This window comes from Streptomyces sp. NPDC040718 (assembly GCF_055593565.1).
In genome coordinates this window covers 162,174-185,826 of record NZ_JBVIXO010000001.1, presented here as the reverse complement: position 1 = coordinate 185,826, position 23,653 = coordinate 162,174, and the positions used below count along the sequence as shown (strand labels likewise).

Sequence of the window (23,653 nt, the reverse complement as noted above, 5' to 3'; positions counted from 1 at the left end):
TAGCTGGTTCGTTGAATTCCAGCACGGTTAAGCGCCGTGTTCCAAACAGTTGAATCCGGCCATTCCCAGAACCTTACGCCCCACATAAAACGGACATAAAGAGCGAGCTGCGCCAAAAATAGGGCCCGTTGTGCGCACAGCGGCACCACCCGAACGCACGCAGTGTCCGGCAGACGGCAATTCACTGTCGAAACGTTATGAACGCGAGGGGCGGGCCGTGTTCGAGAACACAGCCCGCCCCGGCGCATTGCCTTGTAATGCGTGCTACTTGAGCCGGGCCATCAGGGCGTGCTCGACGAGCGTGATGAGTGCGCTCTTGGCGTCCGCGCGGTGGCGGGCGTCGGTGGTGATGATGGGGGCGTCGGGGCCGATCTGGAGGGCCTCGCGGACCTCCTCCGGCGTGTACGGCTGGTGTCCCTCGAAGCCGTTGAGGGCCACGACGAACGGCAGGCCGCTGTTCTCGAAGTAGTCCACCGCCGGGAAGCAGTCCGCCAGGCGCCGCGTGTCGACCAGCACGATCGCGCCGATGGCGCCGCGTACGAGGTCGTCCCACATGAACCAGAAGCGGTCCTGTCCGGGGGTACCGAAGAGGTACAGGATCAGGTCCTGGTCCAGGGTGATGCGGCCGAAGTCCATGGCGACCGTGGTGGTCGTCTTGTCACCGGTGTGCGTGAGGTCGTCGATGCCCGCGCTCGCGGACGTCATCACGGCCTCGGTTCTCAGCGGATTGATCTCGGAGACCGCGCCGACGAACGTGGTCTTGCCCACGCCGAAGCCGCCCGCCACCACGATCTTCGCGGAGGTGGTGGAGCGAGGAGCCGCCCCACCGTCAGAGCTTGCGAAGTCCACTGAGAACCCTCTCGAGCAGCGTTACATCCGGCGTTCCGCCGGCCTCTCCATTGCCCGGCTGGTGGATGGCCACCATGCCGGCTTCCGCCAGGTCGGCGACGAGGATGCGGGCGACGCCGAGCGGCATCGAGAGCAGCGCGGAGACCTCCGCGACCGACTTCACCTCGCGGCACAGGGTGCAGATGCGCTGGTGCTCCGGCAGCAGGCCGGACAGGTGCATCGGGTCGGCCGTCGTGCTGACCAGCGCCTCGATGGCGAGCTGGTAGCGCGGACGGGTCCGGCCGCCGGTCATCGCGTACGGGCGGACGAGCGGCTGATCGCCTTCCGAGTACGAATCTCCGTACGCGTCGGGGTAGGCGGGGGGCGGGGTCATTGATCCTCCGGGCTGGACAGCAGTGGTCAGCGTGCCGTCTGACAGGGCGGCCGGTGGGGGGACATGACGGCCTGTCGGGGGTACTGGATTCCGGGTGTGCGGACCCGGTTCCCCGGCCGGAAGTACCGTCCGGCCGGAGAGGGGGGTGTCAGATGAGCAGGCTTCCCTGGAGCTCCGCGCGCAGGTCCGGGGTGAGGACGTTGCCGGCGCGGTCAACGAGGAGGGCCATCTCGTAGCCGACGAGGCCGATGTCGCACTCGGGGTGCGCCAGGACGGCCAGCGAGGATCCGTCGGAGACGGACATGAGGAAGAGGAACCCGCGGTCCATCTCCACGACGGTCTGGTTGACGGCGCCGCCCTCGAAGATCCGGGAGGCCCCGGCGGTCAGCGAGGTCAGGCCGGAGGCCACGGCCGCCAGCTGATCGGCGCGGTCACGGGGGAATCCTTCGGACATCGCCAGAAGGAGTCCGTCGGCGGAGACCACCACCGTGTGGGACACCCCGGGGGTGTTGTCCACGAAGTTGGTGATCAACCAGTTCAGGTTCTGTGCCGCCTGGCTCATCGAACTCAACTATCGCTCCTGCTGGTAAGTGGGGTCGATGTGGTAACTGCCGGTCGCGGGGCCGGTGGTGCCGGCCTGGCGGCCCTGCTGGATACCGCGACGGAGGTTGGTGAGACGGCCGCGGACGTCGTCCGGAGCACGCGACACCTGCGGGCCGGCCTGGGTGTCCGACTGCTGCTGCGCGGTACCCGCCACGAGGTTCGCACGCGGCACCCGGCGGGGCAGACCCGAGGTGGTGATCCCGCCGGCGGCGGGCTGGCGCACGCGCTCGGCCTGCCGCATCAGCTCGTCGTTCGGGGACGACTTCCAGCTGACGGTGGGGCTGCTGCCGGTCACCGCCGCGGCGGGCTCGGCCGCGAGCTCCTGGCCGCGCTGCGGCAGCGGCTGCTGCGGGCGCTGCTGGGGAGCGGGCGCGACCGGGGCCGCCTGCTGGGGCTGGTACGGCTGCTGGGCTACCTGCCCGGCGGGCTGCTGCCCGCCCTGGTGGGACCAGTTCGACTCCAGCGACTGTGCCGGAGCCGGCGGCAGGGCCTCCGGCTGGTACGCCTGCGGGAGGCCCGGGGCCTCGGCGCGCTGGGCCGGAGCGGGGGCGTAACCGCCGGGCTGCTGTGCCTGCTGCTCACCGTAGCCGCCGACACCGGGGCCGCCCGGGCGGGCGAACTGGCCGGTGGAGGACGGGTCCAGCGGGCCCGCCGGCTGCGGCCGCTCGAACTGGCCGGTGCCGCCGCCCTGCGGGTACGGCGCGTTGAAGTCGGGACGGGCGAACTCGGCCGTGGAGCCGGGGCCCGACAGCTCGTCGTGGCCGCGCGGGACCTCGTGGCCGCCCTGGGCGGCGGCACCCCAGCTGGTGCCCTGCGGGGCCGGGGCCGGGGCCGGGGCCGGAGCCGCCGGACCGCCGGCGCCCGGAAGCTCCGGACGCGCGGCGCCGCCGTCGCGCGCCGGCAGCTGCGGCCGCCTGCGCTTGACGGGGGCACCGGGCTGCTGCTGGGGCCGGCCCTGCTGGGGCTGCTGCTGCGGGGCCTGGCCCTGCTGCTGCGGCCGCTCGAAGCCGTTGCCCTGCTGCGGGAAGCCGCCCTGGGCGCCGCCCTGCTGCGGGAAGCCGCCGGGACCGCCGGGACCGCCCGCCGGCCGCCCCTGCGGAGCGCCGGTCTGGCCGCGGGCCGGCAGCGGAGCACCGCCGCCGAAGGCGCCCTGGCCCTGCGACTGGCCCGTCGCGGCGGAGGGACCGCCCTGCGGACGGGGGCCCTGGCCCTGCGGGCCCTGCGGGCGCTGCTGGCCGGGTCCGCCGTCGCGTCCCGGCAGGGCGGCGCGCTGGCCGCCGCCGGCGACCTGGCCGCGCTGCGGGCCGGCGCCCACGGGGGGACGTGCGCCCGCAGTGGGCACGGAGGCCTGCTGGCCGCCGGGGGCACCCGGACCGCCGGGACCGCCCGGCGCGCCGCCGGGACCGCCCTGACCACCCTGGCCCGGCATCGGACCCGGCTTCTTGCCGCCCTGGGCGACGTCCACCGGAAGCATGACGAGGGCCGTCGTACCGCCCGAGTCGGAGGGGCGCAGCTGGATGCGGATGCCGTGTCGCAGGGACAGGCGGCCGACCACGAACAGACCCATTCGACGGGACACCGAGACGTCCACGGTGGGCGGCGAGGCGAGCCGCTCGTTGATCGCGGCGAGGTCCTCGGGGGAGAGGCCGATGCCGGTGTCGTGGATCTCGACGAGCACGCGGCCGTCGGGCAGCGCGTGACCGGTGACCTTGACCTTGGTCTGCGGGGAGGAGAACGAGGTGGCGTTCTCCAGCAGCTCGGCGAGGAGGTGCACGAGGTCGTTGACGACGCGGCCGGCGACATCGGTGCCGGGCACCGCCGCCAGCTCGATGCGCTCGTACTGCTCCACCTCGGACGCGGCGGCGCGGAGCACGTCGACAAGCGGGACGGGGCGGGTCCACCGGCGGCCCGGCTCCTCGCCCGCGAGGACGAGGAGGTTTTCGCCGTTACGGCGCATGCGGGTCGCGAGGTGGTCGAGCTTGAAGAGCGAGGAGAGCTGGTCCGGGTCGGCCTCGCGCGACTCCAGTTCGGAGATGAGCGACAGCTGACGCTGGATGAGGCCCTGGGAGCGGCGCGAGAGGTTGGTGAACATCGCGTTGACGTTGCCCCGGAGGAGGGCCTGCTCGGCGGCGAGGCGGACGGCCTCGCGGTGCACGTCGTCGAAGGCCGCGGCCACCTGGCCGATCTCGTCGCGGGTGTGCAGGCCGACGGACTCCACGGAGGTGTCCACGTCCTGCGGGTCCGACTCGGAGAGCTGCTTGACGAGCTCGGGCAGACGGTCCTGGGCGACGCGCGTCGCGGTGTCCTGCAGGCGGCGCAGCGAGCGGATCATGGACCGGGCCATGACGAAGGCGCCGATGAGCGAGACACCGAGGACGAGGAGGATCAGGGCACCGTTGATGATGGCGTCCTGCTGCGACTCGTTCTTGAGCTCGCGGGCCTTCTGCTCCATGTCCTCCAGCAGCGAGAGCTCGATCTGCTGCATCGCGCGGAGCTTGGTGTCGTCGGCGTCGTACCAGTCCATCCAGGAGCGGTTCTTCTCCTTGACGAACTGTCCCTGGGTGCTCAGCACGCGGCGGGCGTAGTGGTCGGCGCTGCCGATCTCGGAGTTGCCGTCGCCGAGGGAGCTGAGGAGCTCCTCGGGCTTGCCCTGGTAGACGAGCTCGAAGGTCTTCTTCGCCTGGCTCTCACCGCGGAGCGCGGAGAGGGCGTAGAGGCGGTCGTTCTCCTCCAGCTTGCCCTGCTTGTCGCCGCTCTCGGGGAGCGAGGCGGCGATGATCGCGCGCTGGATGGACGCGTACTCCTTGGCGGAGGAGAAGGCCGCCAGGGCGCGGGTGCGCTTGATCATCTCGGGGTTCGAGGTGGCCTGTGCCATGTCCTGCGAGAGCGAGAGCAGCGAGACGATCAGCGCGTTGTACTCGGTGACGGTCTGCTGGGCGCCGTTCTGGTACGCCTTCTTGCGGATGTCCTCGATGCCGGTGAGCTGGCGGCCGATCTGGAGGATGTTGTTGCGGATCGACTTGAGGGTCTCGTCCTTGTCCTCCGCGTTGTCGACCTTGTCGGTCGCGGCGGCGAAGGCCTTGGCGGCGGCGTCGGTCTGATCGCGGACACCCTCGACGAGGCTGTTGGCCTTGCCGTCCTTGGTGAGCGACATCGGACCGGCCGACTTGTCCCGCTCCTCCTGGAGCATGGCGGCGAGGCTGGTCGCCTGGCGGGTCATCACGGTCAGCAGCTGCATGTGCTCGAGCTGCTGGATGTCCTCGAGCGAGTCGTTGATGCGGAAGCCACCGAGCGAGGTGGCGGCGACGACGGGCAGGGTCAGCAGCGACACGAGTCGCGTGCTGATGCGCCAGTTCTGCATGGCGAGACGGGAACCGGGCCCGCTGGGGGCCTTCGGTATCGCCTCTTCGGTGGCGGGCGACTCGGCCTTGCCCTTGGCCCTGCCCGGCTTGACGGCCTTGCCGGGCTTCCCGGCCTTGCCGGACCTGCCGCGGCCCTTCGCCTTCACCGAGGAGGTGTCGGGAGCGGCTCCTTCGACAGCGGGCCCGCGGTTCTGGGCGTGCTGGGGTGAGGAGCCACGGTCGATCCCGCCGCGCGGCTCCTGCTCCGCCGCAGCGCTGCCATCCCTCTTGAATCGTCCCTGCACTAGCGTCGCAACCTCTGGACCAGGCGCCCCGCCGGGTGAACGGCGGAACGGTGTCGAGTCGTGGGGCACTGACGGCCCGGTGGTGGTCGTCGGTGACCGGCGCGTCTCCCTCTCCGTTCCCGCCGCGCGCGGCGCTCTCTTGCGCCACCTGCGCGCCGGCTGATACCCGCGGCGGTCCCGCGAATTCCAGCACAGTGGGGGATCTCCAACAAGGTGCGCGTGCCGCCCTGGCGGGCCCGTCACGGCTTGTGACAGCGGGGCTACGCGATGTGGAGGCACTATGGGGAGGAAACGGACTTACGTCAACCAAAGCTCCCCTCTGGCAAGGTGTCCCAGTCGAGATGATCAGGAGCGGAATGGCGCATTCAGTGGCGCAATGTCCGTTTCGACGGGCCGAATTGACCGCCTGTTATGCCCGTATTGCCCGGTCGCTGGTGAGCAAACTCACACGACTGTGGTCATTACTTACCGGTTCAGACGGGGATTCGGATGTTTAGCCTTGCCTGTTAAAGGGTTGGCGCCACATCCGGCGCACCAGACAACCCTCATCCCACGAAGCGACCCGAGGGCCCGAGACTCCGATGAAGACGACGATGATGTTCCGCAACATAGCCAACCCCCGCCGCACCACCCTTGCGCACCTGAAGGACGCCGAGGACCTGCAGGCGGCGCCGGCCACCCCGGAGCACTCCGTCGAGCTGCCGACCCAGACCGCGAACCCCCGCCGCACCGTCCTCATGGACGCGCCGGTCGCCGCGGGACAGTAGTCCCTCCGCAGTAGTGGCGCCGTAAAGGAGCGTGAAGCGCCGCCGCCCACCGCGTTAGCCTGGAGTCCGCAGACTCCAGCCAGCGGAAATACAGAGGGGCAGACGCAACACGTGCGCATCGCCAGGTTCTCGATCGACGGCAATGTCGCGTTCGGCGCGGTCGAGGGCAGCACTGCCCCCGGCGCCGAAGGTGAGCTCGTCCTCGACATCATCAAGGGCATTCCGTTCGCGGACTTCGAGCTCTCCGGCACGAAGGTCCCGCTGAGCAAGGTCCGGCTGCTGCCGCCCGTGCTCCCGAACAAGGTCGTGGCCGTCGGCCGCAACTACGCGGAGCACGCGGCGGAGCTGGGCAACCAGGTTCCGGACGCGCCGATCACCTTCTTCAAGCCCTCCACCTCCGTGGTCGGCCCGGGCGACCCGATCGTCTACCCCTCCTTCTCCCAGGACGTGCACCACGAGGCGGAGCTCGCCGTGGTCATCGGCCGTATGTGCCGCGAGGTCCCGAAGGAGCGCGTGAAGGACGTGATCCTCGGCTACACCTGCGCCAACGACGTCACCGCCCGCGACGTCCAGCAGCGCGAGAAGCAGTGGGCCCGGGCCAAGGGCTTCGACAGCGCCTGCCCCCTCGGCCCCTGGATCGAGACCGACCTGGACCCGGCCGACCTGACCATCCAGTGCACCGTCAACGGCGAACAGCGCCAGCTCGGCCGCACCAGCGACATGGTCCGCTCCGTCGAGGACCTGGTCGTGCACATCAGCGAGGCCATGACGCTGCTCCCGGGCGACGTCATCCTCACGGGGACCCCGGCCGGAGTCGGCCCCCTCAACGTCGGCGACGAGGTCGCCGTCACCATCGAAGGCATCGGCACTCTCACCAACAAGGTGATCAAGCGTGGCTAACGCGAACTCCCCCAAGCTCTCGACTCCGCTCGAACAGGGGGTACCCCCGCGCGTACGTTTCTGTCCCTCCCCGACCGGCAACCCCCACGTGGGCCTGGTCCGGACCGCCCTCTTCAACTGGGCGTTCGCCCGCCACCACGGCGGCACGTTCGTCTTCCGCATCGAGGACACCGACGCGGCGCGCGACTCCGAGGAGTCGTACGAGCAGCTCCTCGACTCGCTGAAGTGGCTCGGCTTCACCTGGGACGAGGGCCCCGAGATCGGCGGCCCGCACGCCCCGTACCGCCAGTCCCAGCGCATGGACATCTACAAGGACGTCGCGCAGAAGCTCCAGGACGGCGGCTACGCCTACCACTGCTACTGCACCACCGAGGAGCTCGACGCGCGCCGCGACGCCGCCCGCGCGGCCGGCAAGCCCTCCGGCTACGACGGCCACTGCCGCGACCTCACCGCCGAGCAGAAGAGCGCGTACGAGGCCGAGGGCCGCACATCGATCGTCCGCTTCCGGATGCCCGACGAGACCATCACCTTCACGGACCTGGTCCGCGGCGAGCTCTCCTTCACCCCGGAGAACGTGCCGGACTTCGGCATCGTCCGCGCGAACGGCGCCCCGCTCTACACGCTCGTCAACCCGGTCGACGACGCGCTGATGGAGATCACGCACGTCCTGCGCGGCGAGGACCTGCTGTCCTCCACCCCCCGCCAGATCGCCCTCTACAAGGCGCTGACCGAGCTGGGCGTCGCCAAGGCCACCCCGCAGTTCGGCCACCTGCCGTACGTGATGGGCGAGGGCAACAAGAAGCTCTCCAAGCGCGACCCCGAGTCCTCGCTCAACCTCTACCGCGAGCGCGGCTTCCTGCCCGAGGGCCTGCTGAACTACCTCTCGCTCCTCGGCTGGTCCTTCTCCAAGGACCAGGACATCTTCTCGATCGAGGAGATGGTGGCGAAGTTCGACATCGACGGCGTCAACGCCAACCCGGCCCGCTTCGACCTCAAGAAGGCCGAGGCGATCAACGCCGACCACATCCGCCGGATGGACCCCAAGGCCTTCGCGGACGCCTGCGAGCCGTGGCTGCGTGCCCCCCACGCCAACTGGGCGCCCGAGGACTTCGACGCCGAGGCCTGGGCGCGCATCGCGCCGCACGCCCAGACCCGGGTGACCGTCCTCTCGGACATCACCGCGAACGTGGACTTCCTCTTCCTGAAGGAGCCCGTCGAGGACCAGGCGTCCTGGGACAAGGCCATGAAGGGCGAGCCCGCGGCCCTGCTGGCGACGGCGCGGGAGAACCTCTCCGCCGCCGACTGGTCGGACCCCGAGTCCCTCAAGCAGGCCGTCCTGACGGCCGGCGAGGCCCACGGCCTCAAGCTCGGCAAGGCCCAGGCCCCGGTCCGCGTGGCCGTCACCGGCCGTACCGTCGGCCTGCCGCTCTTCGAGTCCCTGGAGATCCTGGGCAAGGAGCGCTCGCTCGCGCGCATCGACGCGACCCTGGCGAAGCTCTCCGCCTGACCCGCACCACCCCGTAGGGGCGGCAGCCGACCCGGCTGCCGCCCCTACGGCGTTCCGGGCTCCGAGGGCGCGGTGAGAACGGCCACACCCGCCACGGCCGCCACGGCTCCGGCCGCACCGTGACGCGCCCTACGCGGACTTCGCCGACGGCCCCGCACGGGACCCGCCGGCGGCGTAGGCTCGCCCGTATGCCGATCCGCGCAGTGCTGTGGGACATCGACGACACCCTGTTCGACTACACGGGGGCCGATGCGGCCGGCCTGGCCGCCCACCTGCGCGACGAGGGGCTCGGGGAGAGCTACGGGTCCCCGCACGAGGCCCTGGCCCTCTGGCGCAGGATCACGGAGCTGAACTGGGCCCGCTTCTCCGCCGGCGAGGTCACCTTCCAGGGCCAGCGGCAGGACCGGGTACGGGACTTCCTCGGCAGGCCCGCCATGACGGCGCCGCAGGCCGACGCCTGGTTCGACCGCTACGTCGAGCACTACAAGGCCGCCTGGGCGCTCTTCCCGGACGTCCTGCCCGTCCTGGACGCCCTCGCCGGCACCCATCGGCACGGGGTGCTCTCCAACTCCTCCGCCGCCAACCAGGACCCCAAGCTGCGCCACCTCGGACTGCGCGACCGCTTCGAGGTGCTGGTCTGCGCCGCCGAGCTGGGGGTGAGCAAGCCCGACGCCGCCGCGTTCCTGGCCGCCTGCGAGGCGCTGGCGCTGCCTCCGGGCCAGGTCGCGTACGTCGGGGACCAGCCGGAGATCGACGCGCGGGGCGCGCGGGACGCCGGACTGACGGCCGTCTGGCTCGACCGGCAGGGCGGCAGGGGGCCCGGTCCGGCCGGCGTGCACAGGATCGAGGGGCTCGCCCGGCTGCCCGAGCTGCTGGGCGCGGATACCCGTTTTGGAGCACGGTCAGGCATCCGGTAATGTTCTTTCTGCGCCGGGGAACGGGCCGAAAGGCCGGAAACCACAGGCGCTAACCAAACGAAAGGCCCCCAGGGGCTTGAAGTTCGGTGGGCTATAGTGTAATTGGCAACACGAGGGTTTCTGGTTCCCTTATTCTAGGTTCGAGTCCTGGTAGCCCAGCGCAGTGCAGTAGTAACGCAGTGCTTTGCCCCCGTTGTGTAGCGGCCTAGCACGCCGCCCTCTCAAGGCGGTAGCGCCGGTTCGAATCCGGTCGGGGGTACAGATCCTTCCCGCGGGATCTCCAGGGTCGCTCCCGGAGATCTTGATGCAGGATCGCTAGGGCCCCCGTTGTGTAGCGGCCTAGCACGCCGCCCTCTCAAGGCGGTAGCGCCGGTTCGAATCCGGTCGGGGGTACCAAGGTCTGGCAGGTCTAGACCATTGGGCTATAGTGTAATTGGCAACACGAGGGTTTCTGGTTCCCTTATTCTAGGTTCGAGTCCTGGTAGCCCAGCGCAGTACCGCAGTAAAGCTAGCCCCCGTTGTGTAGCGGCCTAGCACGCCGCCCTCTCAAGGCGGTAGCGCCGGTTCGAATCCGGTCGGGGGTACAAGAGGAGAGGCCCTCCGCGATCATCGCGGAGGGCCTCTCCCGTGTTTCCGGGACCGCGCCCGGCCGGCCGGGGCCGGGGTACAAGTACGGGCCCGGAGGCGCGAGTTCGGACGTGTGCGGCGTCGTACGCGCCCCCGGGCCCGGGGGTTGGTCAAGCAGGGCAGGTTCAGCCGGAGCGGCGCAGGGCCTCCGTCAGACGGGCGGCCGCGTCGATGACGGCCTGGGCGTGCATGCGCCCCGGGTGGCGGGTCAGGCGCTCGATCGGCCCGGAGACCGACACGGAGGCCACCACGCGGTTCGACGGGCCCCGTACGGGCGCCGAGACGGACGCCACGCCGGGCTCCCGCTCGCCGATCGACTGGGCCCAGCCGCGGCGGCGTACGCCGGACAGGGCCGTGGCCGTGAAGCGCGCGCCCTGCAGCCCGCGGTGGAGCCGCTCGGGCTCCTCCCAGGCCATCAGGATCTGCGCGGCCGAGCCCGCCTTCATCGGCAGGGTGGAGCCCACCGGGACGGTGTCCCGCAGGCCCGACAGCCGCTCGGCGGCCGCCACGCAGATACGCATGTCGCCCTGACGGCGGTAGAGCTGCGCGCTCTCGCCCGTCACGTCACGGAGGTGTGTGAGCACCGGTCCGGCCGTCGCCAGCAGGCGGTCCTCGCCGGCCGCGGCGGCAAGCTCTGCCAGCCGCGGACCGAGGATGAACCGGCCCTGCATGTCCCTCGCCACCATCCGGTGGTGTTCCAGTGCCACGGCCAGGCGATGTGCCGTGGGTCGTGCGAGCCCTGTCGCCGCGACCAGCCCGGCGAGGGTGGCCGGACCGGACTCCAGTGCGCTCAGTACCAGAGCTGCCTTGTCGAGAACGCCGACGCCGCTAGAGTTGTCCATGAAACGATATTCACGTCTCACACTGTGAAACGCAAGTTCAAATTTTCCAAGAACGAGCGAGTCTGTATGTGCGGGTCCACGAACCACTGGGTCCGAGCCGTCGTTCCGCGGGTGGGGTAGCGGGCGAGCAGGCGCACCAGATCTCTAAATAAGCGCCGGCACAACCGGCCGGCCGGAGGGAAAGCGATGGGTAGGACACTCGCGGAGAAGGTCTGGGACGACCACGTCGTCCGGCGCGCCGAGGGCGAGCCCGATCTCCTCTTCATTGATCTCCACCTGCTGCACGAGGTGACCAGCCCGCAGGCCTTCGACGGCCTGCGCCAGGCCGGCCGCAAGGTCCGCCGTCTGGACCTCACCATCGCGACCGAGGACCACAACACCCCCACCCTCGACATCGACAAGCCGATCGCCGACCCGGTCTCCCGCGCCCAGCTGGAGACGCTGCGCAAGAACTGCGCCGAGTTCGGTGTCCGCCTGCACTCGCTGGGTGACGTAGAGCAGGGTGTCGTCCACGTCGTGGGCCCCCAGCTGGGCCTGACCCAGCCCGGCACGACCGTCGTCTGCGGCGACTCGCACACGTCCACGCACGGCGCCTTCGGCGCGCTGGCCTTCGGCATCGGCACCAGCCAGGTCGAGCACGTGCTGGCCACCCAGACGCTGCCGCTGGCCCGCCCGAAGACGATGGCCATCACGGTCACCGGCGAGCTTGCCGAGGGCGTCACCGCCAAGGACCTGATCCTGGCGATCATCGCCAAGATCGGCACCGGCGGCGGCCAGGGCTACATCCTGGAATACCGCGGCGAGGCCGTCGAGAAGCTCTCGATGGAAGCCCGCATGACCATCTGCAACATGTCGATCGAGGCCGGCGCCCGCGCGGGCATGATCGCCCCCGACCAGACCACCTTCGACTACCTGGAGGGCCGCGACCACGCCCCCGAGGGCGGGGACTGGGACGCCGCGGTCGCCTACTGGAAGACGCTGCGCACCGACGAGGACGCGGTCTTCGACGCCGAGGTCGTCATCGACGGATCCTCGCTGTCCCCGTTCGTCACCTGGGGCACCAACCCGGGCCAGGGCGCGCCGCTGTCGGCCGACGTCCCCGACCCGGCTTCGTACGAGGACGCTTCGGAGCGCCTGGCCGCCGAAAAGGCCCTGGAGTACATGGGGTTGACGGCCGGGCAGCCGCTGCGCGAGATCAAGGTCGACACCGTCTTCGTAGGTTCCTGCACCAACGGCCGCATCGAGGACCTGCGCGCCGTCGCCGGCATCATCGAGGGCCGCAAAGTCGCCGACGGCGTACGGATGCTGGTCGTTCCGGGCTCGGTCCGGGTCGCCCTCCAGGCCGTGGAAGAGGGCCTGGACAAGGTCTTCAAGGAGGCTGGCGCCGAATGGCGGCACGCGGGCTGCTCGATGTGCCTGGGCATGAACCCCGACCAACTGGCCCCCGGTGAGCGTTCCGCGTCCACCTCCAACCGCAACTTCGAGGGCCGGCAGGGCAAGGGCGGGCGCACCCACCTGGTCTCCCCGCAGGTGGCCGCCGCCACCGCGGTGCTGGGCCATCTGGCCTCGCCCGCCGACCTGTCCGCCGCCGACGCGACCGCCGGAGTCTGAACCATGGAAGCCTTCACCACCCACACCGGCCGGGCCGTTCCGCTGCGCCGCAGCAACGTCGACACCGACCAGATCATCCCGGCCCACTGGCTGAAGAAGATCACCCGTGACGGGTTCGAGGACGGGCTCTTCGAGGCCTGGCGCAAGGACCCGGAGTTCGTCACCAACCGCCCCGAGCGGGCCGGCGCGACCGTGCTGGTCGCCGGTCCCGACTTCGGCACCGGCTCCTCGCGCGAACACGCCGTCTGGGCCCTGCAGAACTTCGGCTTCAAGACGGTCATCTCCTCCCGCTTCGCCGACATCTTCCGCGGCAACTCGCTGAAGAACGGTCTGCTGACCGTCGTCCTGCCGCAGGAGACCGTCGACCGGCTGTGGGAGCTCACCGAGGCCGACCCCACCGCCGAGGTCACCGTCGACCTGGTCGACCGCAAGGTCCGAGCCGAGGGGATCGAGGCGGAGTTCGAGCTCGACGACAACGCCCGCTGGCGTCTGCTGGAGGGCCTGGACGACATCTCGCTCACCCTTCAGAACGAAGCCGACATCGACGCGTACGAAAGCGGCCGCCCGGCCTTCAAGCCGCGCACCATTCAGCACTGATTCCTGCCTGATCAGCGCTTATTCACCCTTGGGTGATCACGTCGGCAACACCGTGCCCCCCGCCTTCCGGCGGGGGGCACAGCCGTTTGTTGAGGCCCCGTGAGGCGACAACTCGCCCCAGATGGCACAATCTGTGCATGGAACGCGACAGTCAACTCGAGCTCTACGAGCTCGTCGCGGACCGGTTGAAAGAAGCACACGCAAGGGTGCGCGCACTGCAAGTCCCGGAGGGCGTACGGATGACGCTGTCCCGGAAGCTGTTGGTCGTCACTGCCGCGGCGAAGCACGATCTCGCCGACGCGGCAAGGCGCCTGGACAGGTTGATGAAGGACCTCGACGAGGGTCGATTCCCTGAAGGCGACTGATGCGAAGGAACTCCGTAACGGCCTACATCGTTGCGGCACTAGGGTGATTAGCCCGTTTCGTGTTTGATTTGCGGTATATATCCGCCTAACGTGCGAAATAAGCTTGAACACATTCGTTCTGGCGATGTCTCCGAAGGGGAAGACGTGAACAAGGCGCAGCTCGTAGAAGCGATTGCCGACAAGCTGGGCGGCCGCCAGCAGGCCGCGGACGCCGTCGACGCGGTACTGGACGCCATGGTCCGCGCGGTCGTCGCGGGCGACCGGGTCTCGGTCACGGGCTTCGGCTCGTTCGAGAAGGTCGACCGCCCGGCCCGCTACGCCCGCAACCCGCAGACGGGTGAGCGCGTCCGGGTCAAGAAGACCTCCGTCCCCCGCTTCCGCGCGGGTCAGGGCTTCAAGGACCTGGTCAGCGGCACCAAGAAGCTCCCCAAGGGCGACGAGGTCGCCGTGAAGAAGGCCCCGAAGGGCAGCCTGACCGGCGGCGCGTCCGCCACGGTCAAGAAGGCCGCCGCGAAGAAGGCCACCACGGCGAAGAAGGCCGCCGCCAAGACCACGGCCGCCAAGACCACGGCCGCGAAGAAGACCGTGGCGAAGAAGGCCGTCGTCAAGAAGGCCGCGACGACCGTCAAGAAGACCGCGGCGAAGAGCGCGGTCGCCAAGAAGGCCACGGCCACCGCCAAGAAGGCGGCTCCGGCCAAGAAGGCCGCGACGGCGGCCAAGAAGACCACCGCCACCGCGAAGAAGACCGCCCCGGCGGCCAAGAAGGCCACCGCGACGAAGGCGCCCGCCAAGAAGACGGCGACGCGCAAGGCCACCGCGAAGAAGACCACCGCCCGCAAGAAGTAAGGGCACGGGTTACACACGCCGGGCCGGCTTCCCCAGGTGGGGAGGCCGGCCCGCGGTGCGTTCCTTCGCAGGTCACGGGCCTGTTGGCAGGCCCGGCACGGGGGTCAGAAGGTTTGCAGGGTCACCAGCGTGATGCGCAGGGCCGGGCCCTCGCCGTCCGTCTCGATGCGGACCCGCTGCCCGGGCCGCAGCAGTCGCAGGCCGCCCGCGTCGAAGGCCGCGGTCTCGAAGGGCACCGGGGTGCCGTCGTCCAGCAGCACACTGCCGCTGCGGGTCTGGGAGTCGTACGTGTACGCGGTCGCCTGCATACGGGAACTGTATCGGGCCGTGTGCCGCCCCACCCCTAGGGCCAGGGCCGTGCGCAGGTCCGCTCCCGTGTCCACGTCCCGGCGTACGCTCTCCACGTCCGCGAGGGCTATTTCCACCGCTCCCGAGGCCGAATGCCGGGCCCGGGAGGGGCCGCCGAACGAAGGTGCCAATTCCACGTCGGGAGCCGCGGAAAGCAGCGTGGTGCCGATTCCGGCCGCATCCGCCAGAAATGCCCGGGGAAAATGCCCCGCAATATCGAGCACACGTAGCAATTCCGGCGCCCGCAGGGCCGGCAGGTCGGCGTTCATCGCGGCCACCGCCGCCCCCGGCCGGCCCGCCCGCACCGCCCGCGCCCCGTGGTCCAGCGCGGCGTTGAGCCCCGCGCCGGGGGCGTCCGGCAGGATCCGCGCCCCCAGCCGCGCCAGCTCCGCACCCGCCACGGCGTCGTCCGTGACGACCACCACATCCGCGACGGAGGCACAGGCCAGCGCCCCCGCCACCGTGTCCTGCGCGAACGCCAGTGCCAGGCCGGGCCGGGACGCTCCCACGGCCGCCGCGAGACGGCTCTTGGCCAGCGCCAAGGGCTTCAGCGGAACCACCAGGCTCCATGCGGCGTTCGTGGCGGCCCCCTTCCCTCCGGTGCGCTGCGGCACCCGCCCGACCCATCGGCAGGTCACGGCCCGGTCATCACTCGGCCCATTGTCGCCCCCGATCGGCCGCAGGGGGGCAGCGTGGTGCGAGCGGGGCGTACGGTGTCCTCGACAGAGGCCGGACCCGCAGCGACACTTGTCCGGCCCACAAGGTGCCCAAGCCGCGCACCGGTCCTAGAGGAAGGTGTCCGAGTGTCCCGCCGCAGAATCGGCTTCTGGTACCGCCTGGCGGCGGTCATCGCAAAACCGCCGCTGGTAGTGCTCTTCAAGCGGGACTGGCGGGGAATGGATCACATTCCGGCTGACGGTGGATTTATCACCGCCGTCAATCACAACTCGTATCTGGACCCGCTCTCCTACGCGCACTTCCAGTACAACACCGGCCGGGTGCCGCGTTTGCTCGCCAAGGCGGGCCTCTTCAAGGTGCCTTTTGTCGGCATGATCCTGCGCGGATCCGGACAGATCCCCGTCTACCGTGAGACCACCAACGCCCTGGACGCATTCCGGGCCGCCGTGGACGCCGTCGAGCGCGGTGAATGCGTGGCCTTTTACCCGGAAGGCACCCTCACCCGCGACCCGGAGATGTGGCCGATGGCCGGCAAGACCGGCGTCGCCCGCGTGGCGCTGATGACCAGGGCCCCCGTCATTCCCGTGGCCCAGTGGGGCGCGAATCTCGCGATGCCGCCCTACGCCAAGGAGAACAAGGTCCGGCTGTTCCCGCGCAAGACCCTCCAGGTGCTCGCCGGACCGCCCGTGGACCTCTCGGCCTACTACGACCGCGAGCCCACGCCCGACGTCCTCAAGGGCGCCACCGAGGCCATCATGGCCGACATCACCAAGCTCCTGGAGGAGCTGCGGGGCCAGCAGGCGCCCGCCGAGCCGTACGACCACCGCAAGGCCAGGGCGGAACAGCGGCGCAAGGCCGCGGGGGAGGGCAAGAAGTGACACGTCCCGTGAAGGCAGCCGTCTTCGGAACCGGCTCCTGGGGCACGGCCTTCGCCGTCGTCCTCGCCGACGCCGGCTGCGAGGTGACCCTGTGGGGCCGCCGCCAGGAGCTGGCCGACGCCATCAACACCGGCCGGACCAACCCGGACTACTTCCCCGGTGTCGAACTGCCCGCGAACGTCCGCGCCACCACCGACGCGGCCGAGGCCGCCCGGGACGCCGACTTCGCGGTCCTGGCCATCCCCTCCCAGACCCTGCGCGCCAACCTCGCCGAATGGGCCCCGCTGCTGCCCGCCGATGCCGTCCTCGTCTCCCTGATGAAGGGCATCGAACTCGGCACCGCCAAGCGGATGAGCGAGGTCATCGAAGAGGTGGCCAAGGTCCCCGCCGAGCGCGTCGCCGTCGTCACCGGCCCCAACCTGGCCCGCGAGATCGTCGCCCGGCAGCCCGCCGCCTCCGTAGTCGCCTGCGTGGACGAGGCGGTGGCCCAGCGCCTCCAGGCCGCCTGCCACACCCCGTACTTCCGCCCGTACACCAGCACCGACGTCATCGGCTGCGAGCTCGGCGGCGCCGTCAAGAACGTCATCGGCCTGGCCGTGGGCATCGCGGACGGCATGGGCCTGGGCGACAACACCAAGGGCTCGCTCATCACCCGCGGCCTCGCCGAAGCGACCCGCCTCGGCCTGGCGATGGGCGCCGACCCGCTCACCTTCTCCGGCCTCGCCGGCCTCGGAGACCTCGTCGCCACCTGCTCCTCGCCGCTCTCCCGCAACCACACCTTCGGCACCAACCTGGGCCGCGGGATGACCCTGGAGGAGACCATCGCGGTCACCAGCCAGACCGCGGAAGGGGTCAAGTCCTGCCAGTCCGTGGCGGATCTGGCACGCCGGTACGGAGTGGACATGCCGATCACCGACACGGTCGTCGAGATCGTGCACCACGGCAAGCCCCCGCTGGTCGCGCTGAAGGAACTGATGGGCCGCAGCGCCAAACCGGAACGTCACTGACACCTTTCCGGACGCATGAGCGGGTACTCTCGTGGCGATATGAGCAGCGAGAACCTCCCCCAGACCCCTGAGCAGCAGGGCCGCAAGCCCCGCGTGGCCGTCGTCTTCGGCGGCCGCAGCTCGGAACACGCCATCTCGGTCGTCACCGCGGGCGCCGTGCTGCGCTCCATCGACCGGTCCAAGTACGAGGTGCTGCCCATCGGCATCACCACGGACGGCCGGTGGGCCCTGACCGCCGACGCCCCCGAGCGCATGGCCATCGCGGACCGGCAGCTCCCCAGCGTCGAGGCGCTGGCGGAGTCCCCGGACGGCACCGTCGTACTCCCCGTGGACCCCGCCAGCCGCGAGGTCGTCTACTCCGAGCCGGGCGCCGTCCCGAAGGCACTGGGCGAGGTCGACGTCGTCTTCCCCGTGCTGCACGGCCCCTACGGCGAGGACGGCACCCTCCAGGGCCTCCTGGAGCTGTCCGGGATCCCCTACGTCGGCTCCGGCGTCCTCGCCTCGGCCGTCGGCCAGGACAAGGACTACATGAAGCGGGTGTTCACGTCCTTCGGGCTGAACGTCGGCCCGTACGTGACCATCCGCCCCCGCGAGTGGGAAGCCGACCAGGCCGCCGCCAAGGCGAGGATCCTGGACTTCGCCGGCGAGCACGGCTGGCCGCTGTTCATCAAGCCCGCCCGGGCCGGCTCCTCCATCGGCATCACCAAGGTCGACGACCCCTCCGGGCTCGACGCCGCGATCCGCGAGGCCCGCCGCCACGACCCGAAGATCATCGTGGAGGCGCTGCTGCGCGGCCGCGAGATCGAGTGCGGCGTCCTGGAGTTCGAGGACGGGCCGCGCGCCAGCGCCCCCGCCGAGATCCCGCCGGTCTCCAGCCACGACTTCTACGACTTCGAGGCGAAGTACATCGACTCCGCCACCGGGCTCGTCCCCGCCCCGCTCACCCCGGAGCAGACCGCCGAGGTGCAGAAGCTGGCGATCGACGCCTTCGAGGCCGCCTCCTGCGAGGGCCTGGTGCGCGCCGACTTCTTCCTGACCGAAGACGGCACCTTCGTCATCAACGAGATCAACACCATGCCCGGTTTCACGCCGATCTCGATGTACCCGCGGATGTGGCAGGAGTCCGGCATCGAGTACCAGGAGCTGGTGGACCTCCTGATCCAGGCGGCCCTGCGCCGCTCCACCGGACTGCGCTAGCCGCACCCGTACAGCAGACCGCCCGCTGGAAGGCCCTCTCTCCGAGAGCGCGCCAGCGGGCGGCGGTGTGCGCGGGGCGGACGGATCAGTACGAGGAGATGCCGGCCGGGACCGAAGCGGCCACGGCGGCGGACAGACCGACGAGCATGCTCGCGTCCGTGGCATGCTCCTTGTCGATCCACACCTCCGTGTAGGCCAGCCGGCCCGTGGTGGTGAACCGCAGGCCCCCCTCCGGGGGCTGTTCCACCAGCCAGCCGACGCCGTTGACCTCGACGCCGTCCGCCTTGGGATCGGCCATCTTGGGGGGCTTGGGGATACCGCACCGCAGTACGATCGCCGAGCCGCCCCACGCGGCGGTCAGATCCGTCTCCGGAGCGGTGACGGACCGGGCCAGCCCCGACACCGTTCCCGGGAGCTCCCTGTGCAGCGCCGCACAGAGCTGCGCGACACCGGCGGGCGGTGCCGGCGGGGGTGTCACCCGGGCCTCGGAGGCCCCGGGGGCACAGCCCGCCAGGGCCACGACCGCCACCAGGGCGGGCAGGGCCAGTAGACGGAGGGGCCGGTGGTGCGAAGACATCACCGGCCAAGACTAGACGGGGGCTACAGATGGACCACCGGGCAGGTCAGGGTGCGGGTGATCCCCTCCACCTGCTGGACCTTGGCGACCACCATGCGGCCGAGATCGTCGACGGTGTCGGCCTGGGCGCGCACGATCACGTCGTACGGCCCCGTCACGTCCTCGGCCTGGATCACCCCCGCGATCTTGGAGATGGACTCGGCGACGACCGACGCCTTGCCCACCTCGGTCTGGATGAGGATGTACGCCTGTACCACGGAACCTCCAGGGCGGCCACGAGGATCATTTCCCCTAACCTTCGGATGGGCCCGGGGACATCGGGCGGGCCCGGGGAAGAAGGGACGCCACGGTACCGCGTCGCCGCGTGCCACGGGGAGACCCGGGGGCCCGGCGCCACGCACAGCGGGGCGTACGCAGAGCAGAAGTTGACGTATCTGTTGACGGTACCCAGAGCTGTGACGGCTCGCGACCGCAAGCGGACTTGCCAAGAAGGGGCACAGCGATGAAGGGCACTGTGGGCGAGCTGGGGGAGTTCGGGCTCATTCGGGAGCTCACCTCACGGCTCACCACCACCCCCGCGGTCCGGCTCGGACCCGGGGACGACGCCGCGGTGGTGTCGGCCCCCGACCGGCGGGTCGTGGCGAGCACGGACATCCTGCTCGAAGGCAGGCACTTCCGCCGCGACTGGTCCACCGCCTACGACGTCGGCCGCAAGGCCGCCGCACAGAACCTGGCCGACATCGCCGCCATGGGCGCCGTGCCCACCGCGCTGCTGCTCGGCCTGGTCGTCCCGGCCGAGCTGCCGGTCACCTGGCCCACCGAGCTGATGGACGGCATCCGCGACGAATGCCAGGTCGCGGGGGCCGCCGTGGTCGGCGGTGACGTCGTGCGCGGCGAAACCATCACCGTCTCCATCACCGCCCTCGGGGACCTGCGCAACCACGAGCCCGTGCTGCGCTCCGGCGCCCGGCCCGGCGACGTCGTGGCCGTCACCGGCTGGCTCGGCTGGTCCGCGGCCGGCTTCGCGGTGCTCTCGCGCGGCTTCCGCTCCCCGCGGGCCTTCGTCGAGGCCCACCGGCGCCCCGAACCGCCCTACCACGCCGGCCCCGCGGCCGCCGGGCTCGGCGCCACCGCCATGACCGACGTCAGCGACGGCCTGATCGCGGACCTCGGCCACATCGCCGAAGCCAGCAAGGTCCGCATCGACCTGCGCTCGGGCGCCGTGGACATCCCGACCCAGATGCACGACATCGGCCAGGCCGTCGGCGTCGACCCGCTCCAGTGGGTGCTCACCGGCGGAGAGGACCACGCCATCGTGGCCACCTTCCCGCCCGACGTGAAGCTCCCGGCCCGCTGGAAGGTCATCGGGTCGGTCCAGCACCGCTCCGCCCTGCCCCAGGTGACCGTGGACGGCGCCCCGTGGACCAGCACCGGCGGCTGGGACCACTTCGGCGCCGACCCGGCCGACGGGGAGACCGCGTGAGCGTCGCCGGGGCCGCCCCGCCGCTGTGCCTGACCGTCGCCGGATCCGACTCCGGCGGCGGCGCGGGCATCCAGGCCGACCTCAAGACGATGCTGGCGCTCGGCGTGCACGGCATGAGCGTGATCACCGCCGTGACCGCCCAGAACTCCCTCGGCGTGTCGGGGGCCTGGGAGCTGCCCGCCGAGGCCGTCACGGCCCAGTACCGGGCCGTGGTGGACGACATCGGCGTGCACGCGGTCAAGACCGGGATGCTGTCCTCCGCCGTGCTGGTGGAGACGGTGGCCGAGCTGCTGGCCGGCACCCCCGCCCCGGCCGTGGTGGACCCCGTCGGGGTCTCCAAGCACGGGGACGCGCTGCTCGCCGCCTCGGCGCTGGACGCCGTACGCCAGGAGCTGCTGCCCAGGGCCACGGTCGCCACCCCGAACCTGGACGAGGTGGCGCAGCTCACCGGGCTGGCCGTCGAGACCGAGGACGACATGCGGCGGGCCGCCGACGCGGTCCTCGGCTACGGGCCCCGGTGGGCGCTGATCAAGGGCGGCCACCTCGCGGCCCACGGCGACCAGGCCGTGGACCTGCTGAGCGACGGCTCCCGGGAGCTGTGGCTGCGGGCCCCCCGGCACGACAACCGGCACACCCACGGGACCGGCTGCACGCTCGCGAGCGCGATCGCCGCGGGTCTGGCCAAGGGCCTGGACGTGCCGGAGGCCGTCACGGCCGCCAAGGAGTACGTCACGGGCGCCATCGCCGCCGGCTTCGCGCTCGGCGGCGGCATCGGCCCGGTGGACCACGCCTGGCGGTGGCGCTGAACCGGATGAGGACCACCTCCCGACGTCAGGAGGTGCTCCTCGCCGCCCCGGACAAGGCAAAAGGCCGGTTCACCAGAGGTGAACCGGCCTTCTTGGCAACCGGAAAGGGCTGCGCTACGACGACGGGAGGCGTCAGCGCGAGACCTTGCCGGCCTTGATGCACGAGGTGCAGGCGTTGAGGCGCTTCGGCGTCCCATTGACCACGGCACGGACGCGCTGGATGTTCGGGTTCCAGCGACGCGAGGTGCGGCGGTGCGAGTGGGAGATGTTGTTGCCGAAGCTCGGCCCCTTGGCGCAAACGTCGCAGTTGGCAGCCACAGGTCACTCCAAGACTTCAGATGCAATTACGGTGGAATCCGGCGCACCGGAATCAGAGATCTGAAGTGGCTTGCCGGACGAATGACCCGACTCTCGACGGGCAACCTGAGCAGCATACAACGACTGCTTGGGTCCGAGAAAACTACCATGACGGGGCCCGGCTCCGCCCCGGGGCCCCCGAGCGGAGGGCTCCCTTCGTTACCCTGCGGTGAACCCTGGCCCGCACAAGGAGGAACGCCCGGTGGCGCACGAGCCTGGCCCGCACACCCTCGACGCCGAAGCGGTGCGCACCTGGAGCTCGCTGGCCCTGGCCGCACTGGGCCGGGCCCGCGAGGACATCGACGCGATCAACGTCTACCCGGTCGCGGACGCCGACACCGGAACCAACCTCTACCTCACCGCCGAAGCCGCCGGCCGCGCCCTCGACGAGTCCCTCGCGGGCGTGACGGACCCCACAGGCCCCGCCTCCCTGGCCGAGGCCGTACGGGCCTACGCGCACGGCGCCCTCATAGGCGCCCGGGGCAACTCCGGGACCATCCTCGCCCAGCTGCTGCGCGGGGTCGCCGACGTCCTCGGAGCCGAGCCCGCCGACCCGGCCGCCCCCCTCGACCGCGCCCCGGGCCCGCTCCTCGCACAGGCCCTGACCCACGCCGCCGAGGAGGCCTACCGGGCCGTCGCACACCCGGTCGAGGGCACCATGCTCACCGTCGCCGGCGCCGCCGCCCGGGCCGGTGCCGCCGCCGGGACCGCGGCCGCCACCGCCGCCGAGGTCGCCCGCGCCGCGTACGACGGGGCCCGCGCCGCCCTCGCCGAGACCCCGGGGCAGCTCCCCGAGCTGGGGAACGCCGGCGTGGTCGACGCCGGGGGCTGCGGACTGGTCGCCGTACTCGGAGCCCTGTGGCAGGCGCTGTCCGGACAGGAACCCGCCGCCGAGCCGGTGCGCGGCCCCGCCGTGCCCGTACCCGTACCGCTGGACCCGGAGCCCTGCGGGCACGAGCAGGGCGGCCCCGCGTACGAGGTGGTCTACCTGCTGGAGGCCTCCGACGAGGCCGTCGCCGGGCTCCGCTCCTGCCTCGACCTGCTCGGCGACTCCCTGGTGGTGGTCGGCGGCGACGGGCTGTGGAACGTCCACGTGCACGTCGACGACCCCGGCGCGGCCGTCGAGGCCGGAGTGGAAGCCGGCCGGCCGCACCGGATCCGGATCACCCACTTCGGCGACCAGCGCCGCCGCGCGGCCGCCCCCAGGGCGCAGCGGGCCGTGGTCGCCGTCGTCCAGGGCGAGGGCCTGGCCGCCCTGTGCGGCGAGGCCGGCGCCACCACCGTGCTGGCCCGCCCCGGGGAGCAGCCCGCCGCCGCCGAGCTGCTCGACGCCGTCCGCCGCGCCCACGCCCGCGAGGTGGTCCTGCTGCCCGGCTGCCCAGAGCTGCGCGCCGCCGCCGCGGCCGCCGCCGAACAGGCCCGGTCAGAGGGCGTACGGGTCGCCGTGATCCCCACCCGCTCCGCGGTGCAGGGCCTGGCCGCCCTCGCCGTGCACGACCCGGACGGCAGCTTCGACGAGGACGTCGTCGCCATGACCGCGGCCGCGGGCGCCACCCGGTACGCGGAACTGGCCGTCGCCGAACGCCAGTCCTTCACCTCCGCCGGGATCTGCCAGGCCGGGGACGTCCTCGGGCTCATCGACGGAGACGTCGCCGTCATCGGCGCGGGCCTGCCCGAGACCGCCGAGGCGGTCCTGAAGCGGATGCTCGGCTCCGGCGGCGAACTGGTCACCCTCGTCCTGGGCCCCGAGGTACCGGACACCCTGGCCGCGCGCCTGGAGGAGTACGTCCAGCACGCGCACCTCGCCGTCGACACCGTCACCTACCGCGGCGGCCGCTACTCGGCGCCCCTGCTCATCGGAGTCGAATAGCC

22 protein-coding genes, 5 tRNA genes and 1 pseudogene are annotated in these 23,653 nt (G+C 71.2%); 19 read left to right on the top strand and 9 right to left on the bottom strand.

Annotated elements, in window-relative coordinates:
* Positions 1-264: 264 nt before the first annotated feature.
* From ACZ597_RS00850 to ACZ597_RS00835, 4 genes are all read right to left on the bottom strand, one after another.
* Positions 265-849, bottom strand: coding sequence for a GTP-binding protein (locus tag ACZ597_RS00850; RefSeq protein WP_266573764.1), 585 nt, complete (start codon positions 847-849; stop codon positions 265-267).
* Entirely contained in the window at positions 830-1,222 is a 393-nt protein-coding gene (locus tag ACZ597_RS00845) for a DUF742 domain-containing protein (RefSeq protein ID WP_007266775.1), read from the bottom strand. Before ACZ597_RS00845 ends, ACZ597_RS00850 begins: the two co-directional genes overlap by 20 nt.
* Positions 1,223-1,370: 148 nt before the next feature.
* A complete protein-coding gene (locus ACZ597_RS00840; protein ID WP_007266776.1) occupies positions 1,371-1,784 on the bottom strand; it encodes a roadblock/LC7 domain-containing protein in 414 nt (137 codons plus the stop codon).
* 9 nt (positions 1,785-1,793) lie between these two features.
* Positions 1,794-5,471: a sensor histidine kinase gene (locus ACZ597_RS00835; RefSeq protein WP_471323199.1), complete on the bottom strand. Its 3,678-nt coding sequence runs from the start codon at positions 5,469-5,471 to the stop codon at positions 1,794-1,796.
* Positions 5,472-6,052: 581 nt separating this feature from the next.
* Between ACZ597_RS00835 and ACZ597_RS00830 the strand changes: the two genes are divergently transcribed.
* The 9 genes from ACZ597_RS00830 (at position 6,053) to ACZ597_RS00790 (ending at position 10,146) form a co-directional block, all read left to right on the top strand.
* Positions 6,053-6,238, top strand: a complete 186-nt coding sequence (locus ACZ597_RS00830; RefSeq protein WP_471323196.1) for a hypothetical protein — start codon at positions 6,053-6,055, stop codon at positions 6,236-6,238.
* 111 nt (positions 6,239-6,349) lie between these two features.
* Entirely contained in the window at positions 6,350-7,138 is a 789-nt protein-coding gene (locus ACZ597_RS00825) for a fumarylacetoacetate hydrolase family protein (protein WP_471323193.1), read from the top strand.
* Positions 7,131-8,645 (top strand): glutamate--tRNA ligase, encoded by a 1,515-nt coding sequence (gene gltX, locus ACZ597_RS00820; protein WP_471323190.1) that lies wholly within the window; start codon positions 7,131-7,133, stop codon positions 8,643-8,645. The genes ACZ597_RS00825 and gltX overlap by 8 nt, the downstream gene beginning before the upstream one ends.
* A gap of 188 nt (positions 8,646-8,833) precedes the next feature.
* Positions 8,834-9,562, top strand: a complete 729-nt coding sequence (locus tag ACZ597_RS00815) for an HAD family hydrolase (protein WP_471323187.1) — start codon at positions 8,834-8,836, stop codon at positions 9,560-9,562.
* Positions 9,563-9,649: 87 nt separating this feature from the next.
* Positions 9,650-9,721 (top strand) — tRNA-Gln (locus ACZ597_RS00810).
* Positions 9,722-9,748: 27 nt separating this feature from the next.
* Positions 9,749-9,821 (top strand) — tRNA-Glu (locus ACZ597_RS00805).
* 61 nt (positions 9,822-9,882) lie between these two features.
* Positions 9,883-9,958: transfer RNA gene (locus ACZ597_RS00800), tRNA-Glu, on the top strand.
* A 22-nt stretch (positions 9,959-9,980) separates the two neighbouring features.
* Positions 9,981-10,052: transfer RNA gene (locus ACZ597_RS00795), tRNA-Gln, on the top strand.
* A gap of 21 nt (positions 10,053-10,073) precedes the next feature.
* A tRNA-Glu gene (locus ACZ597_RS00790) sits at positions 10,074-10,146 on the top strand.
* A gap of 168 nt (positions 10,147-10,314) precedes the next feature.
* On the opposite strand, the gene ndgR is transcribed toward ACZ597_RS00790, so the two are convergent.
* Positions 10,315-11,031 carry an IclR family transcriptional regulator NdgR gene (gene ndgR, locus ACZ597_RS00785; protein ID WP_007266782.1) on the bottom strand — a complete coding sequence of 239 codons (717 nt, stop codon included), beginning with the start codon at positions 11,029-11,031 and terminating at the stop codon, positions 10,315-10,317.
* A 186-nt stretch (positions 11,032-11,217) separates the two neighbouring features.
* Here ndgR and leuC point away from each other — a divergent pair, with 186 nt between their 5' ends.
* From leuC to ACZ597_RS00765, 4 genes are all read left to right on the top strand, one after another.
* Entirely contained in the window at positions 11,218-12,642 is a 1,425-nt protein-coding gene (gene leuC / locus ACZ597_RS00780; RefSeq protein ID WP_471323184.1) for a 3-isopropylmalate dehydratase large subunit, read from the top strand.
* 3 nt (positions 12,643-12,645) lie between these two features.
* Entirely contained in the window at positions 12,646-13,239 is a 594-nt protein-coding gene (leuD, locus tag ACZ597_RS00775; protein ID WP_471323181.1) for a 3-isopropylmalate dehydratase small subunit, read from the top strand.
* A gap of 137 nt (positions 13,240-13,376) precedes the next feature.
* Positions 13,377-13,604: an SCO5555 family protein gene (locus ACZ597_RS00770; protein WP_007266785.1), complete on the top strand. Its 228-nt coding sequence runs from the start codon at positions 13,377-13,379 to the stop codon at positions 13,602-13,604.
* Positions 13,605-13,748: 144 nt separating this feature from the next.
* Positions 13,749-14,450: an HU family DNA-binding protein gene (locus ACZ597_RS00765; RefSeq protein WP_471323178.1), complete on the top strand. Its 702-nt coding sequence runs from the start codon at positions 13,749-13,751 to the stop codon at positions 14,448-14,450.
* Between the two features lie 323 nt (positions 14,451-14,773).
* On the opposite strand, the pseudogene cofC reads toward ACZ597_RS00765, so the two are convergent.
* Positions 14,774-15,412, bottom strand: a pseudogene (gene cofC, locus ACZ597_RS00760) (2-phospho-L-lactate guanylyltransferase); the annotation flags it as partial.
* Positions 15,413-15,601: 189 nt separating this feature from the next.
* On the opposite strand from cofC, the gene ACZ597_RS00755 reads away from it, so the two are divergent.
* The 3 genes from ACZ597_RS00755 to ACZ597_RS00745 are packed head-to-tail and all read left to right on the top strand — an operon-like array spanning position 15,602 to position 18,558.
* Positions 15,602-16,354 carry a lysophospholipid acyltransferase family protein gene (locus ACZ597_RS00755; RefSeq protein WP_471323175.1) on the top strand — a complete coding sequence of 251 codons (753 nt, stop codon included), beginning with the start codon at positions 15,602-15,604 and terminating at the stop codon, positions 16,352-16,354.
* On the top strand, positions 16,351-17,361 hold the full coding sequence (locus tag ACZ597_RS00750; RefSeq protein WP_471323173.1) for an NAD(P)H-dependent glycerol-3-phosphate dehydrogenase: 1,011 nt from the start codon (positions 16,351-16,353) through the stop codon (positions 17,359-17,361). The genes ACZ597_RS00755 and ACZ597_RS00750 overlap by 4 nt, the downstream gene beginning before the upstream one ends.
* A gap of 39 nt (positions 17,362-17,400) precedes the next feature.
* The gene (locus ACZ597_RS00745; protein WP_471323170.1) at positions 17,401-18,558 is read left to right on the top strand and encodes a D-alanine--D-alanine ligase family protein; all 1,158 of its coding nucleotides are present in this window, start codon (positions 17,401-17,403) and stop codon (positions 18,556-18,558) included.
* A gap of 85 nt (positions 18,559-18,643) precedes the next feature.
* Here ACZ597_RS00745 and ACZ597_RS00740 read toward each other — a convergent pair whose 3' ends face one another.
* Positions 18,644-19,135, bottom strand: a complete 492-nt coding sequence (locus tag ACZ597_RS00740) for a DUF3515 family protein (protein ID WP_471323167.1) — start codon at positions 19,133-19,135, stop codon at positions 18,644-18,646.
* A 23-nt stretch (positions 19,136-19,158) separates the two neighbouring features.
* Complete coding sequence (locus tag ACZ597_RS00735) at positions 19,159-19,392, bottom strand: Lrp/AsnC ligand binding domain-containing protein (RefSeq protein ID WP_007266792.1); 234 nt, start codon at positions 19,390-19,392, stop codon at positions 19,159-19,161.
* A gap of 245 nt (positions 19,393-19,637) precedes the next feature.
* On the opposite strand from ACZ597_RS00735, the gene ACZ597_RS00730 reads away from it, so the two are divergent.
* Together ACZ597_RS00730 and thiD are read left to right on the top strand one after the other, a co-directional pair.
* Entirely contained in the window at positions 19,638-20,618 is a 981-nt protein-coding gene (locus ACZ597_RS00730) for a thiamine-phosphate kinase (protein ID WP_471323164.1), read from the top strand.
* Positions 20,615-21,424, top strand: a complete 810-nt coding sequence (gene thiD / locus ACZ597_RS00725; RefSeq protein WP_471323161.1) for a bifunctional hydroxymethylpyrimidine kinase/phosphomethylpyrimidine kinase — start codon at positions 20,615-20,617, stop codon at positions 21,422-21,424. Before ACZ597_RS00730 ends, thiD begins: the two co-directional genes overlap by 4 nt.
* 132 nt (positions 21,425-21,556) lie before the next feature.
* Here thiD and rpmB read toward each other — a convergent pair whose 3' ends face one another.
* Entirely contained in the window at positions 21,557-21,742 is a 186-nt protein-coding gene (gene rpmB, locus ACZ597_RS00720; RefSeq protein WP_007266795.1) for a 50S ribosomal protein L28, read from the bottom strand.
* Between the two features lie 241 nt (positions 21,743-21,983).
* Here rpmB and ACZ597_RS00715 point away from each other — a divergent pair, with 241 nt between their 5' ends.
* On the top strand, positions 21,984-23,651 hold the full coding sequence (locus tag ACZ597_RS00715) for a DAK2 domain-containing protein (RefSeq protein ID WP_471323159.1): 1,668 nt from the start codon (positions 21,984-21,986) through the stop codon (positions 23,649-23,651).
* Positions 23,652-23,653 lie beyond the last annotated feature (2 nt).

Coding starts and splice junctions, on each gene's coding strand:
- ACZ597_RS00830 (WP_471323196.1), top strand. CDS start 6,053: ATGAAGACGACGATGATGTTCCGCAACATAGCCAACCCCCGCCGCACC.
- ACZ597_RS00840 (WP_007266776.1), bottom strand. CDS start 1,784: ATGAGCCAGGCGGCACAGAACCTGAACTGGTTGATCACCAACTTCGTG.
- ACZ597_RS00740 (WP_471323167.1), bottom strand. CDS start 19,135: ATGTCTTCGCACCACCGGCCCCTCCGTCTACTGGCCCTGCCCGCCCTG.
- ndgR (WP_007266782.1), bottom strand. CDS start 11,031: ATGGACAACTCTAGCGGCGTCGGCGTTCTCGACAAGGCAGCTCTGGTA.
- leuD (WP_471323181.1), top strand. CDS start 12,646: ATGGAAGCCTTCACCACCCACACCGGCCGGGCCGTTCCGCTGCGCCGC.
- ACZ597_RS00845 (WP_007266775.1), bottom strand. CDS start 1,222: ATGACCCCGCCCCCCGCCTACCCCGACGCGTACGGAGATTCGTACTCG.
- ACZ597_RS00770 (WP_007266785.1), top strand. CDS start 13,377: ATGGAACGCGACAGTCAACTCGAGCTCTACGAGCTCGTCGCGGACCGG.
- leuC (WP_471323184.1), top strand. CDS start 11,218: ATGGGTAGGACACTCGCGGAGAAGGTCTGGGACGACCACGTCGTCCGG.
- ACZ597_RS00745 (WP_471323170.1), top strand. CDS start 17,401: ATGAGCAGCGAGAACCTCCCCCAGACCCCTGAGCAGCAGGGCCGCAAG.
- ACZ597_RS00730 (WP_471323164.1), top strand. CDS start 19,638: ATGAAGGGCACTGTGGGCGAGCTGGGGGAGTTCGGGCTCATTCGGGAG.
- ACZ597_RS00815 (WP_471323187.1), top strand. CDS start 8,834: ATGCCGATCCGCGCAGTGCTGTGGGACATCGACGACACCCTGTTCGAC.